The 13,182-nt window shown below is 67.9% G+C and carries 8 protein-coding genes and 1 riboswitch; of the genes, 4 read left to right on the top strand and 4 right to left on the bottom strand.

Annotated features, from left to right (window positions below):
* A partial coding sequence (locus tag V6D00_01855; protein ID HEY9897901.1) for a hypothetical protein occupies positions 1-960 on the bottom strand: 960 nt, incomplete at its 3' end.
* Positions 961-971: 11 nt separating this feature from the next.
* Positions 972-2,813 (bottom strand): TonB-dependent receptor, encoded by a 1,842-nt coding sequence (locus V6D00_01850; protein HEY9897900.1) that lies wholly within the window; start codon positions 2,811-2,813, stop codon positions 972-974.
* A gap of 137 nt (positions 2,814-2,950) precedes the next feature.
* Positions 2,951-3,074, bottom strand: a riboswitch (cobalamin riboswitch).
* Between the two features lie 169 nt (positions 3,075-3,243).
* Here V6D00_01850 and V6D00_01845 point away from each other — a divergent pair.
* The 3 genes from V6D00_01845 to lpdA all read left to right on the top strand — a co-directional run bounded on the left by V6D00_01845 (position 3,244) and on the right by lpdA (position 8,748).
* Positions 3,244-6,072 (top strand): 2-oxoglutarate dehydrogenase E1 component, encoded by a 2,829-nt coding sequence (locus V6D00_01845; protein HEY9897899.1) that lies wholly within the window; start codon positions 3,244-3,246, stop codon positions 6,070-6,072.
* 14 nt (positions 6,073-6,086) lie between these two features.
* Positions 6,087-7,283 carry a 2-oxoglutarate dehydrogenase complex dihydrolipoyllysine-residue succinyltransferase gene (odhB, locus tag V6D00_01840; protein HEY9897898.1) on the top strand — a complete coding sequence of 399 codons (1,197 nt, stop codon included), beginning with the start codon at positions 6,087-6,089 and terminating at the stop codon, positions 7,281-7,283.
* Positions 7,284-7,356: 73 nt separating this feature from the next.
* Positions 7,357-8,748, top strand: coding sequence for a dihydrolipoyl dehydrogenase (lpdA, locus tag V6D00_01835; GenBank protein HEY9897897.1), 1,392 nt, complete (start codon positions 7,357-7,359; stop codon positions 8,746-8,748).
* Positions 8,749-8,812: 64 nt separating this feature from the next.
* On the opposite strand, the gene V6D00_01830 is transcribed toward lpdA, so the two are convergent.
* Positions 8,813-10,942 carry a methyl-accepting chemotaxis protein gene (locus tag V6D00_01830; protein ID HEY9897896.1) on the bottom strand — a complete coding sequence of 710 codons (2,130 nt, stop codon included), beginning with the start codon at positions 10,940-10,942 and terminating at the stop codon, positions 8,813-8,815.
* 150 nt (positions 10,943-11,092) lie between these two features.
* Positions 11,093-11,797: a dienelactone hydrolase family protein gene (locus tag V6D00_01825; protein ID HEY9897895.1), complete on the bottom strand. Its 705-nt coding sequence runs from the start codon at positions 11,795-11,797 to the stop codon at positions 11,093-11,095.
* A 166-nt stretch (positions 11,798-11,963) separates the two neighbouring features.
* Here V6D00_01825 and V6D00_01820 point away from each other — a divergent pair, with 166 nt between their 5' ends.
* Positions 11,964-13,109 (top strand): MFS transporter, encoded by a 1,146-nt coding sequence (locus V6D00_01820; protein HEY9897894.1) that lies wholly within the window; start codon positions 11,964-11,966, stop codon positions 13,107-13,109.
* Positions 13,110-13,182: the final 73 nt, after the last annotated feature.

Here is a 13,182-nt window from a genome sequence, read left to right as displayed (position 1 = left end):
GGTGGCAAGGTCGATCACCCGGACGGTATCCGCGTCGAAGTTGGACACGTAGGCAGCCCCGTCGAAGATCCGGAACATTCCCGACGAGCCCGTCGGCGCCGCGATCTTGTTGGCGGCCGGACGGAGCACGTCGCCGGTCTTGGGATTGAAGCTGACCAGACCGCCCTCCACCAGGGCGTAGGCCTTGTCGGCGCTCAGGAAGCGAATGGCCTTGGCGGCTGCACCCAGCTGGACGTGCTTGGTGACCTTGTTCTCCTTGGGGTCGAGGATCTTGACGCCGGTGCTGACCCCAATCTCGACCATGCCGTTCGGATCGAGGGCGATGGCCGTCGGGTTATCGGTCGCTTCGAGCGGGAGGGTCTGCAGCAGCTTGCGGGTGGCGTAGTCGAACACGTAGAGGCCCGATTCGGTCGAGGGCTGACCGTACACCACCTCGGCGGCCGGGACGTAGACCTTGCCGTTCGCCACGACGCAGCCGGTGTCAGCCCAGGCGAGCTTGGGAACGCTGGCCGTGGCCTCGAGGGTCTTGGTCCCCAGGTCCATCCAGGCGATCTCCTTGAGATTGGTCATGAAGTCGCTGTGCATGACCAGTCCCTTCTTACCTTCCGCCAGGGTGAGGGTGATGGGGCTGGTGCCGGTGCGCAGGTTGATCGTGTCGCTCTTGGTGCGAGTCCTCAGATCGAGCAGATCGATCGACGCACTGACCGAATCGACCAGGTAGGTGGTGTCATTCCCCATGACGAACTGGCTGGGGACCGGGCCGGTCTTGATGACGGCCGAGGAGACCTCGCGGGTCTTGAGGTTGATCTCGTCGATCGTGTGGCCGAGGCCATTGAAGACGTACAGGTACATGCCCTTGGGGGCGGCCGCCGTCGTCACCGTCGGAGCTTCGTTCGGCTTGGGGGTGGTGCAGGCCGCGAGCGTCAGGGACAGCGCGACGAGCGCGAAAATCTTCTTCATCGGATTCCTCACTAAAAAACGTGCGCCCAGGAGGCAAAGACACTGGCCCCGGGCATTGGGTAGTCGGGTTGGAGCTCGTAATAGACGTTGGAAAGGTTTTCCCCGCGGATCGAGAGCGTGTCCTTCGGGGTCAATGCGTAGGATGCTCGCGCGGACCACAAGCCGATCGGGGCGAGGAAGTCGGTGTTCGACGCGGTCGTGAAGCGCTTCCCGGTGTAATCCCAGGCCACGCCCAAGCTCAGCGGTTCAAGTGGGCGCCAGGTCCCATTGAGACGTCCCACCACATCCGGCCGGTACAACAGGAACTTTCCGGCGGTAGCCCCCTCGGTCGCGAGATCACGCGCCGAGAGCCAGGTTCCGCTACCCTCGAGCGTGAAAGCATCGAGCGGCTTGAGGGTCGCCCTCAACTCGAGTCCCATGGTCTCGGATCGTCCGATGTTCTGAGGCGTCCACATCCCCCCGACGCCCGGCAGCCACATGATCGAGTCCGTGCCCTGGTTGAGAAAAGCGGTCGCGGCCCCGGAAAGCATGCTGAACGCGACATCCGACCCGACCTCGTAGGTCCGGGTGAGCTCGGGGCGCAGCGCCGGATTCCCCCCAGCTGGCCAGTAGAGGTCATTGAAGGTGGGCGCCCGATACGCCTGTCCCGCCGTGAAGCGCAGGCGCGCATCCCGCGAAAGCGCGAAGGTCGCGCCCGCCCGGGGACTGGCGTTCAAGCCGAAGGTGGAATGGTGGTCGAGGCGCAAATCGCCGTGCCATGTGAGGCGATCGCCCATGGACCAGGTGTCGTGCACGAAGGTGGTCAAGGTGGTCCGGGAGCGAGGGCCCAGGTTGCTGCTCGCCAGCCCGTCCTGGGTGGCCCCCAGGCCCCACGTCACGACGTTGGAGGCCCCTGCCCACTCCAGGCGCGTCTGCAGGTCGGTCGTGTCCACGATCGCATCGGTGTTCATGGACGCCACGGCGAGCGGGTCAGAGTAGCTCAGGAGGTTGTGGCGATGCGAAAGGGACGTGACCTGACGCGGACCGCCCTGCCAAGCGCGATCCCAGACCAGGGAGGCCAGGGCGTCCTGATCGTGCTGCGCCGCCTTCGCCGACGGCGAATTGATCGATCCCGGGCTCCCCTTCTTCTGGTCGGAGAGCGTGAGATCGAGACTCAGGGCGTCGTCGAGCCAGTTTCGCTTCGCTCCGATCGAAACGCCGAGCGCGTCGAGGCCGGCATTCTGACGGATCTTCTCCTCGCGGCGGCGCGCGTCGTAGTAGGAGTAGTCGTTCTCGGCGCCCGCCCTGCTGAGCGCGGCCCTCAGCGAGGAATCCCCCCAGACGCCGCCGGTCTCGACCTGGAGATAGCGCTGGCCCCAGCTCCCGAGGCCCGTCGCCACCCGGCTCGCCGGGGCCCGCTCGGAGATCAGGTTGATGACCCCGCCCACCGCCTCCGAACCGTACAGGCCGGATCCTCCGCCCGAGAGGACCTCGACCCGCCCCACCCCGAGCAGCGGCACCGTGGAAAGATCGACGCCCCCGAGAGTCGAGCTGTTGAGCTTTACGCCGTCCCGCAGGACCAGGATCCCCTCGCCGAGCGAGCCACGTAACGTCGCGGTAGCGAGCTGTCCGACCGGGCCGTACTCGCGGATCGAGAAAGATCCCTCGTGGCGCAGCAGTTGCGCGAGATTACTCGCACCGGAGGCCCTGATCCGCTCCTTGTCGAGGATCGTCACGCCCTGCGGCTGCTCGGGGAAGCGCGGGCGCGCCGCGCGCACCACCACCGGCGAGAGTTCGACCGTCTCGGCCGCCAGGGCCGGCGTATGAAAGAGCAGGACGCAGGGCAAGAGCACCCAGCGGCGGCGAATGCGCATGAAAAATGCCCCCATTCGAGATGAGGGCAAAAAGCAACACGAGAGAAGGGCGAAAACGCCGATCGTGCTGGCTCTTTGCCTCGAAGAGCAGGACGGATCGAGCATCCCAAAAAACCGCCAATCAAGCCGGGTTGCCGGGTGCTCTTTGGCCCAGGGGCGGGTAATCGGGCTCGGGGCAGGACCCCATACCGTTGCGGGACAGCGCCGGATTCTCACCGGTCTTCCCCCGACCGCGGGCGAAACGTGGGGGTAGTATAAGGTTGCTTGCTTTTTCCCGTCAAGGATCGCGCCATGGGGATACCACGATTCGCTTGCGTGGCGTAGAATGAGAAAAGGAATGAGGAAAAGAGGCAGGATGGGCGTCTCGCTCGCCCTTTTGCCGCGGATCGCGGCAAGGTCCCCACTTTCAAACCTGCCTCGTGTGAGAGAGATGCAATCGAACGACACCACTCCGTCCGACCAAACCCCGATGTTCGGCGGTAACGCCGGATTCCTGGAAGGCCTCTACGAGGACTACCTCCACGACCCCACCGCGATCGCGCCCGAATGGCGCCAGTACTTCGATGCGCTGAAGACTCCGCAGAGCGGTCCTGACACCGCTCACTCGGCGATTCAGCGCTCTTTTGCTGAATTGGCCCAGCAGGGCCCGCGCCGGCAGGCCGTGGCGCTCGAGTGCGAGCCGGTGCAGCACGGCGTAGGGGCCCTGATCAACGCCTACCGCAACCTGGGGCACCTGGCGGCCCGCTTCAACCCGCTGCCCCTGCGGCCCCAGGCCCAGGTCCCCGAGCTGGAGCTCTCGTACTACGGCCTGAGCCAGACCGATCTCGACAGCCCCGTCACCAACGACGGCCTGCAGGGCACCCTGCGCGAGGTGCTCGCCATCCAGCGCGAGACCTACTGCGGCCCCATCGGCTTCGAGTACCGCTACTTGCCCCGCGTCGAGCGCGAGTGGCTCCAGCAGCGGATCGAGAAGGCCCACGGCAAGGGCCACTACGACGTGGCCACCCGGCGCCACATCCTGGACAAGGTCGTCGCGGCCGAGGGCCTCGAGAAGTACCTCCACATGCGCTACGTGGGCCAGAAGCGCTTCTCCCTCGAGGGGGGCGACTCGCTCATCCCGCTGCTGGACCGCGGCATCCACCACGCCGCCAAGACCGGCACCAAGGAGGTCGTGATCGGCATGGCCCACCGCGGCCGTCTCAACGTGCTGATCAACATCTTCGGCAAGAAGGCGAGCGACCTGTTCGCCGAGTTCGAGGGCAAGAAGGCCTACGACCCGCACTTCTCGGGCGACGTCAAGTACCACCTGGGCTTCTCGTCGGACATGAAGACCGAGGGCGGCGAGGTCCACCTCTCCCTGGGCTTCAACCCCTCCCACCTCGAGATCATCGGGCCGGTGATCGAGGGCTCGGTGCGCGCCCGCGAGGATCGCCTCGGCGACGCCAACCGCACCCAGGTGCTGCCCGTCCTCGTCCACGGCGACGCGGCGGTGGCCGGGCAGGGCGTCGTGGCCGAGACCCTCAACCTCTCGCAGCTGCGCGGCTACGCCACCGGCGGCACCATCCACGTGGTGATCAACAACCAGGTGGGCTTCAGCATCAGCGACCCGCGCGACGCGCGATCCAGCCGGTACTGCACCGACATCGCGAAGTTCATCGACGCGCCGGTCTTCCACGTCAACGGCGACGATCCCGAGGCGGCCTCCTACGCCATGGAGCTCGCCCTCGACTACCGCAACGCCTTCCAGAAGGACGTCTTCATCGACCTGGTGTGCTGGCGCCGCTACGGCCACAACGAGTCGGACGAGCCCCGCGCCACCCAGCCGATGATGTACCAGCTCATCGACAAGCACCCCGGCGTGCTCGCCGCCTACGTCAAGCGCCTCGAGGCCGAGGGGCTCCTCGCTGCGGGCGAGGCCAAGACCCTCGTCGACGCCTACCGGGACTCCCTCGATCGCGGCGAGAGCGTCGCCGAGGCCGGCGAGTCGACGGTCTCGTGCAAGCGCGCCGCCCTATGGAAGCCGTTCCTCAACCAGAAGTGGACGGCTGCCAGCGACACGGGCACCAGCCTCGACAACCTCAAGCGCCTGGGCGAGCGCCTCACGGCGGTTCCCGAGGGCTTCAAGCTGCACTCGCGGGTGGATCGCATCATCCAGGCCCGCCGCGACATGACCGCGGGCAAGACGCCCCTCGACTGGGGAATGGCCGAGAACCTGGCCTACGCCACCCTGCTCACCGCGGGCTACCCGGTCCGCCTCAGCGGCCAGGACAGCGGGCGCGGCACGTTCTTCCACCGCCACGCGGTGCTGCACGAGACGAGCGGCACCACCACCCCCGAGGGCGAGCTCTACGTGCCCCTGCAGCACCTCGCCGAGGGCCAGGCCCGCTTCGAGGTCATCGACTCGACGCTCTCCGAGGAGGCGGTGCTCGCCTTCGAGTACGGCTACACCAGCACCGAGCCCCACGCCCTGGTCGTCTGGGAGGCCCAGTACGGCGACTTCGCCAACGGCGCCCAGGCGGTCATCGACCAGTTCATCAGCGCGGGCGAGACCAAGTGGCAACGCCTCTCGGGCCTCGTCATGATGCTGCCGCACGGCTTCGAGGGCCAGGGCCCCGAGCACTCGTCGGCGCGCCTCGAGCGCTACATGCAGCTCTGCGCCGAGGACAACATCCAGGTCTGCGTGCCCAGCACCCCGGCCCAGATGTACCACATGCTGCGTCGCCAGATGCTGCGGCCCTTCCGCAAGCCGCTCATCATCATGTCGCCCAAGAGCATGCTGCGCCACAAGCTCTCGGTCTCGACCCTCGACGAGCTCGCCACCGGCCGCTTCAAGGAGGTGATCGGCGACGATCGGCCCTCGACCGGCATCGACCGGGTGGTGCTGTGCAGCGGCAAGCTCTACTGGGAGCTGGTCGAGGCCCGCGAGCAGCACGGCCTCAACAACGTCGCGCTGATCCGCATGGAGCAGCTCTATCCCTTCCCCGAGGCCCAGATCAAGGCCGAGCTCGCCAAGTACCCCAACGCTCCGGTGGTCTGGACCCAGGAAGAGCCCCTCAACCAGGGCGCCTGGTACTCGTTCCAGGACACCCTGCGTGCGTGCCTGGCCCAGGGCCAGACCCTGACCTGCGCGAGCCGGCCCTGCTCGGCCTCGCCCGCGGTCGGCTACGCCTCCAAGCACGTCGAACAGCAACAAGCCATCATCAACCAGGCTCTCTTCCCCGAGCGGGTCGCCCCGCTCGGCGTGAAGGCCTCGGTATAGCGTCAGGAGACATCATGCTTCTAGAGGTCAAAGTTCCCGTATTCTCGGAATCGATCAGCGAAGGGACGCTGCTCGACTGGAACAAGAAGGTCGGCGATCGCGTCGAGCGCGGCGACATGCTGATCGGCATCGAGACCGACAAGGTCGTGCTCGAGGTGACGGCCCAGGCCGGCGGCGTGGTCACCTCGATCCTCAAGAAGGAAGGCGACACCGTCGAGACCAACGACCTGCTCGCGGTCATCGACACCGAGGCTGCCGCAGCGGCGAGCGCCCCCGCGGCCGTCGAGGCCCCCGCGGCTCCTGCCGCCGCTCCGGCCGCAGGAGCCAAGCCGGTGAGCACCGAGCTGAGCCCGGCCGTCCGCAAGATGGTCGCCGAGACGGGCGTGGACGCCCAGGCGATCGCGGGCACCGGCAAGGACGGCCGCCTGACCAAGGGCGACGTCATGGCCCACGTGGAGGCCCCCAAGGCCGCCGTGGCCCCTGCCGCCCCCGTGGCCCTGCCCGTCGGCGTTCGCCCCAGCCAGCGCGTGCCCATGACCCGCATCCGCGCCCGCATCGCCCAGCGCCTCAAGGAGGTCCAGAACACCGCCGCGCTCTTGACGACCTTCAACGAGGTCAACATGAAGCCGGTCATGGACCTTCGCAAGAAGTACCAGGACCAGTTCGTCAAGAAGTACGGCATCAAGCTGGGCTTCATGAGCTTCTTCGTGGCGGCCGTGACCGAGGCCCTCAAGCAGTTCCCGGTCGTCAACGCCTCGGTCGAGGGCAACGACATCGTCTACCACGGCTTCTTCGACATCGGCATCGCGGTGGCCTCCGAGCGCGGCCTGGTCGTGCCCATCCTGCGCGACACCGACGGCATGAGCCTGGCCGACATCGAGAAGGCGATCGCCGCCTACGCCGACAAGGCCCGCGCCGGCAAGCTGACCCTCGAGGACATGACCGGCGGTACCTTCTCGATCACCAACGGCGGCACCTTCGGCTCGATGCTCTCGACCCCCATCGTCAACCAGCCGCAGAGCGCGATCCTCGGGATGCACAACATCACCGAGCGCCCCGTGGCCGAGAACGGCCAGGTGGTGATCCGCCCGATGATGTACCTGGCGCTGTCGTACGATCACCGCATCATCGACGGCAAGGAGGCAGTCCAGTTCCTCGTCACGGTCAAGAACCTGCTCGAGGATCCCGCCCGCATGCTGCTCAAGCTCTAACCCCCCGTTCCCCCCTCACCCTTCGGGGCGAGGGGGGAAACCCCATTACCCCATCAGCAAGAGGATTTTCATCGTGGACATTTTCGACGTAGTGGTCATCGGCGGCGGCCCCGGCGGATACGTGGCGGCCATTCGCGCGGGCGAGCTCGGCTTCAAGACCGCCTGCATCGACGACGGCTCGAACAAGGAAGGCAAGCCCAGCCTCGGCGGCACCTGCCTCAACGTGGGCTGCATCCCCTCCAAGGCCCTCCTCGACACCTCGGAGCGCTACGAGCAGATCCGGCACGAGCTGGGCGATCACGGCATCACCGTCACCGGCGCCTCGATCGACGTCACCAAGATGCTCTCGCGCAAGGAATCGGTCGTCGCCAAGCTCTCGGGCGGCATCGCCGGCATGTTCCGCAAGGCCAAGGTCACCTCGATCCACGGCCTCGGCCGCCTGGTCCGCAAGGACGGCGAAGTCTGGGTCATCGCGAGCGGCGATCAGGAGATCGGCGCCAAGAACGTGATCGTCGCGACCGGCTCCTCGCCCCGCGCCCTGCCCATCGCCCCCTTCGACGGCGACAAGGTCGTCGAGAACGCGGGCGCGCTCTCCTTCACCGAGGTCCCCAAGAAGCTCGGCGTCATCGGCGCGGGCGTCATCGGCCTCGAGCTGGGCAGCGTCTGGCGCCGCCTCGGCGCCCAGGTGACCGTCCTGGAAGCCGCCCCCGCCTTCCTCGCCGCCGCGGACGGCCAGGTGGCCAAGGAGGCCCTCAAGCAGCTCACCGCCCAGGGCCTCGACCTGCACATGGGCGTCTCCATCGACAGGGTGGACGCCACGGGCGCCGGGGTCAAGGTGACCTACACCGAGAACGGCGAAGAGAAGACCCTCGAATGCGACAAGCTGATCGTCTCGATCGGCCGCGTGCCCAACACCAAGGGCCTGGGGGCCGAGGCCGTGGGCCTCGCGCTCGACGAGCGCGGCTTCGTGGCGACCACCGAGTACCGCACCAACCTGGACGGCATCTACGCCATCGGCGACGTGATCGGCGGGGCCATGCTCGCCCACAAGGCCGAGTCCGAGGCCGTGGCCCTGGTCGAGCGCCTGGCGGGCCAGGCGGGCAGCGTCAACTACGACGCGATTCCCTGGGTGATCTACACTTCGCCCGAGATCGCGTGGGTCGGCAAGACCGAGGAGCAGCTCAAGGCCGCCGGCGTCGCCTACAAGAAGGGCAGCTACCAGTTCGCCTTCAACGGCCGCGCCCTGGGCCACAACGACACCCGCGGCTTCATCAAGGTGATCGCCGACGCCAAGACCGACAAGGTGCTCGGCGTCCACATGATCGGGCCCAACGTCTCGGAGCTCTTGGCCGAGGCCGTCTCGGTGATGGAGTTCGGCGGCAGCGCCGAGGACATCGCCCGCACCATGCACGCGCACCCCACCCTGTCCGAGGTGCTCAAGGAAGCCGCGCACGCGGTCCACTAGATCCCTCCTCGCGCAAGGGGGCCGGGCGGAAGTTCCGCCCGGCCCCCTTGCCTTTGCTTCGAGACTACGGCCGGGCCGCCACCAGGGCCTTGCTCTCTTGCTCGGCGTCCTGGAAGAAGGCGACCGCCTCGCTCAGGGCCTGGGCCTCCCGGTGCAGGCCGGTCGAGAGCTGGTGGATGTGCTCGACCGAGCGCACCACCTGATCGCCGGTTTTCATCTGCTCGCTGGTCGCGAGCGAGACCTCCTGGGTCATGCGGTGCATGCCCTCCACCACCTTGACGATCTGCTCGGATCCCACCGCCTGCTCACGCGTGGCGGCCGTGACCTCGCTGGTCAGGGCGTTCATGCTGGTAACCGCCACGGTGATCTGCTCGGCGGCGTGGCTCTGCTCCGAGGTCGCCTGGGCAATCTGGGTCATCAGGCCCGAGACCTCCCGGACCGAGCTGACCATCCCCTCGAGCGCCTCGCCCGCCACCTGCGCGAGGCGGGTCCCCTCCTGCAGGGCCGCATCGCCCTGCCGGGCGGAGCGTACGGCCTCGTCGGTCTCGTGCTGGATCCCCTTGATCAGGTCCGCGATCTCCTTGGTGGCCGTGGCCGAGCGCTCGGCGAGCTTGCGGACCTCGTCGGCAACCACCGCGAAGCCTCGGCCGTGCTCGGCGGCGCGCGCCGCCTCGATGGCCGCGTTGAGGGCGAGCAGGTTGGTCTGGTCGGCGATGTCGTCGATCACCGCCACGATGTTGCCGATCTCGGTCGAGCTCTTGCCGAGCTTCTCGATCGAGACGATCACCTCCTGCATGACTTGGTTGACGCGACTCATGCCGTCGATGGTTCGCCCCACGGCCTCGCGTCCCCCCTCGGCGGCCTCGGAGGACCGCTCGGCGACCCGGTTGGCCTGCTTGACGTTGAGGGCGACCTGCTGGATCGAGGAGGCCATCTCCTCGATGCTCGCGGACGTCTGGTTGACCGCGGCCTCCAGGTTGTCGGTGTTGCCCGCGACCGTCCGGATCGAGGCCATCATCTGCTCGATGGAGCTGGAGGCCTCGCCCACGTAGGAGACGAGCTCATGCGCGTTGCCCGAGACATGGCGAATGCTGCCGGACATCTCGGCCATGGCCCCCGACGTCTCGGAGAGCGCCCCCTGGGCCACGTCGGCCCCGCGGGCCACGTCGTGGGCGGCGTGGCGCACCTGGCCGATGATCCCGCGCAGCTCGCCGACCATCAAGGAGATGGCGATGCCGAACTGGTCGCGATCGCTCTTGGGCACGACGCTGCGGCTCAGATCCCCGCGGCTCATGGCCTGGGCGACGCTCGCGACCTCCTTGAGGTAGGCCACCATCCGGGAGAAGTCCAGGGCCATGCGGCCGATCTCGTCCCGGCTCCGGACCGCGACCTTCTGGTCCAGCTCGCCGACGGCGATGCCCTCGAGCGCCCGCGCCATGTCCTCCAGGGGCCTGAGCGATCGCCGCAGCAGGAAGAAGACCAGCAGGCTCAGCGCCGTCAGGATGAAGCCCGAGGCGAGCAGCATCCGCCAGATGAAGGTGTTGACGACCGCATCGACCCGCGCCTTTGAGAAACCGACCCGGAAGGTACCCCAGTGGCGCCCCTCCACCAGGATCGGCGAGGACACGTCCCACATGAGCTCGCCGGTGTCGCGGCGGTAGAGCTGGACGAGGACCTCCTCCTGGGTGTTCCGGGCCGCCTTGAGCCCGACCGGGTCGTCGAAGAGGCGCTTGGTTCGGTTGCCCGCCTTGTCCTTCTCGGGATCCCCGGTCAGGGGCTTGGCGAACTTGGTGTTGTGGGTGGGAATGTAGCCGTTGCGGTCGGCGGCGACGGCGAAGAGGATGTCCTCGTCGTCGAGGAAGGTGTCCTCGATGGCGAGGAACGCCTTGTCGGTGAAGGCGTCGAAGCGCGTGTGGTACTTCTTGGGCGCGACGCCGGGAATCTCGACGTAGCGCTCGTCGAACGCGTCGTCCAGCGTCAAGGCCTTGGCCCGGATGCCGTCCTCGAACAGCTTGGCGGTGATGGTGGCGCCCTCGCGGGCGAGGCCGCGCCCCTTGCCGATGAGGTTGTTCTGGATGGTGGTCGCGGTGTAGTTGATGATCAAGGCCGCAAACCCGCCCAGCAGGATGGCCAGAACAACCACCAGCGCGCTGGTGACCTTCAGGGCGAGGCTCGCCCGGATCTTTCGTAGCATGCGAGGTCCTTTCGAAGCGGCGGGCCCCCCTCGAATGGCTATGTTGCTCGCTACGTCATCGACATCGATCCCGCTAGGCAGCTTTCTACCCGCCCGGCGACGGGCTGAAAACGGCCTCGGAATGAAGACAGCGTGATGACGCCTGTCTCCTCACGCGCGCAGGTAGTGGTCGAACCAGGCGAGAAGCTCTTTCCAGGCCTCGTCCGCGGCCTCCTTGCGGAAGCGGGGGCGCGTGTCGTTCATGAAGGCGTGAGGGGCCTCGAGCACCAGGGCCTTGAAGGTCTTGCCCTCCTGCTCCAAGAGGCTCACCACCTGGTCTCTGGCCTCGGCGGGGATCGAGGCGTCCTCGGCGCCCCAGACCGCGAGCACCGGCGCCGACACGCGCCGGATGTCGTCGGCGCTCGGCTCGTAGAAGCCCGCGTAGAAGGGCGCGATCGCGGCCAGCTGGCCGTTGGTCGCCTCGGCCGTGAGCCAGGTGAGGTACCCCCCCATGCAGAAGCCGGTCATGCCGAGCTTCTTGGGGCTCACGTCCTCGCGCCCCTGGAGGTAGGCGATGGCGCGCGCGATCTCCTCGACGGCGGCCTCCTTGTTGAGGGCCATCATCTCCTTCTCGGCCGCGCTCGGCTCGGCGGCGACCCGGCCGTGATACAGGTCCGGGGCGAGCACCACGTAGCCCTCGCGGGAGAGGCGCTCGGTCAACTGCTTGATGTGGGGCTCGATCCCCCACCACTCCTGAACCAGGATCACGCCGGGGTGAGGCTTGCCGTCGACGGGGCGCGCCAGGTAGCCCTGGAGCCGGCCCTTTGGACCGGGATAGGTCACGAACCCGGCCTCGATGCCTTGCTTGGTTTCCATCGTTGACGTCATGGCGGCTCCTCCCTCTGAATCGAAGCAATACGAAATTTTACGAAATGTTAACATCACCGTCAATCGTTCGGGGCCTCCGGGGCCTGGGGGGCGGGTTAGCGGTATACTGATGGGCGCGCGTCAGCCGGAAAGCGAGGCCCCCATCCGATCCCCCTTGCCCTTCATCTACCTGGCCATCGTCACGAGCTTCCTCAACCTGTTCCTGCAGGTCGCCCTGACCCCGGTCTTCGCCCGGGGCCTCAGCACCGATCTGGGGCTCGTGGCGCTCGCCGTCTCGGCCTACTCGATCGCGAACCTGGTGGGCAACCTGTTCGCCGGGCTCGTGGTCGATCGCTTCGACAAGGTCGCGGTCCTCGTCGCGGGCCTCCTCGCGGGTGCCGCGGCCCTCGGCCTGTGCGGCACCGCCACGGGGATCGCTCCGCTCGTCGTCCTCCTGATGCTCAACGGCCTGGCCTTCTCGGTGGTCACCCCCGCGGCCTACGCCCTCTTGAGCCTCCATCTCCCGGACGAGAAGCGCGCCCAGGGCATGGCCCGGTCCGGCGTCACCATCGGCCTCTCGGCGATGATCGGCCCGCCGGTGGCGGGCGGCCTCTCGGACCTCCTCGGCCATGCGGGCGCCTACGGCGCCATCGGCGGCTTCCTCGTCCTGATGGGGGTGGTGCTCGCCTTCGGCCTGCGCGGGACCGCCTCGGGCGCGGGGGACCAGGACGTGGGCCTCAGGGATCTGGTCGAAATCCTCGGCGATCGCAGGCTCTTGCCCGCCTACCTCGGCGCCTTCATCCTCATGTACATGAACGGCGGGCTGGTCTTCGCCCTGCCCCCCCACCTCAAGGCCATGGGCTACAGGGGGGCCATGACCGGGGCGCTGTTCAGCACCTTCGCCGTCATGGCGATCGCCGTCTTCGTCTCGCCCCTGGGCAACCTCTCGCGCCGGCTCGGGGCCATGCGGGCAATGGCGGTGGGCGCGGTCCTGCTGGGGCTCGGCTGCGGCCTTTTGGCCTTCGTGGATCGCCTTCCTCTGATGGTCGCGGCCATGGCGGTGTACGGGCTGGGGTTCGGCCTGGTCTTCCCCGCCGCCCTCGCCGCCCTGGTGGCCTCGAGCCCCGAGGGCAAGCGCGGCAGCGCCTTCGGCGTGTTCTACGCCCTCTTCTCGCTGGGCGGCATCGCCGGGCCCTTCGCCCTCTCGCGCGCCGCGGGGCTGGGGGTCTCGCCCTTCCTGCTCGCTACCCTGGTGCCTGCGATCGCAGCCTTTGGGCTGTGGTCGTGGGGCGCGCGGCGCTCCCTCCCCGCCACGGCCTGAGCGCCCCGCGCCTTCCTCCCGGCGGGGCGGATTCTGACCCTCGCCGTCAGCTCCGTCCCGGCCGTGCCGTGCC

It is taken from the genome of Pantanalinema sp. (assembly GCA_036704125.1).
Lineage (GTDB): Bacteria > Cyanobacteriota > Sericytochromatia > S15B-MN24 > UBA4093 > JAGIBK01.
This window is presented reverse-complemented; position numbering and strand designations above follow the sequence as displayed.

Excerpts from the sequence above, each read along its gene's own strand:
- V6D00_01850 (HEY9897900.1), bottom strand. The coding sequence starts at position 2,813 with ATGCGCATTCGCCGCCGCTGGGTGCTCTTGCCCTGCGTCCTGCTCTTT.
- V6D00_01845 (HEY9897899.1), top strand. The coding sequence starts at position 3,244 with ATGCAATCGAACGACACCACTCCGTCCGACCAAACCCCGATGTTCGGC.
- odhB (HEY9897898.1), top strand. The coding sequence starts at position 6,087 with ATGCTTCTAGAGGTCAAAGTTCCCGTATTCTCGGAATCGATCAGCGAA.
- V6D00_01830 (HEY9897896.1), bottom strand. The coding sequence starts at position 10,942 with ATGCTACGAAAGATCCGGGCGAGCCTCGCCCTGAAGGTCACCAGCGCG.
- V6D00_01825 (HEY9897895.1), bottom strand. The coding sequence starts at position 11,797 with ATGGAAACCAAGCAAGGCATCGAGGCCGGGTTCGTGACCTATCCCGGT.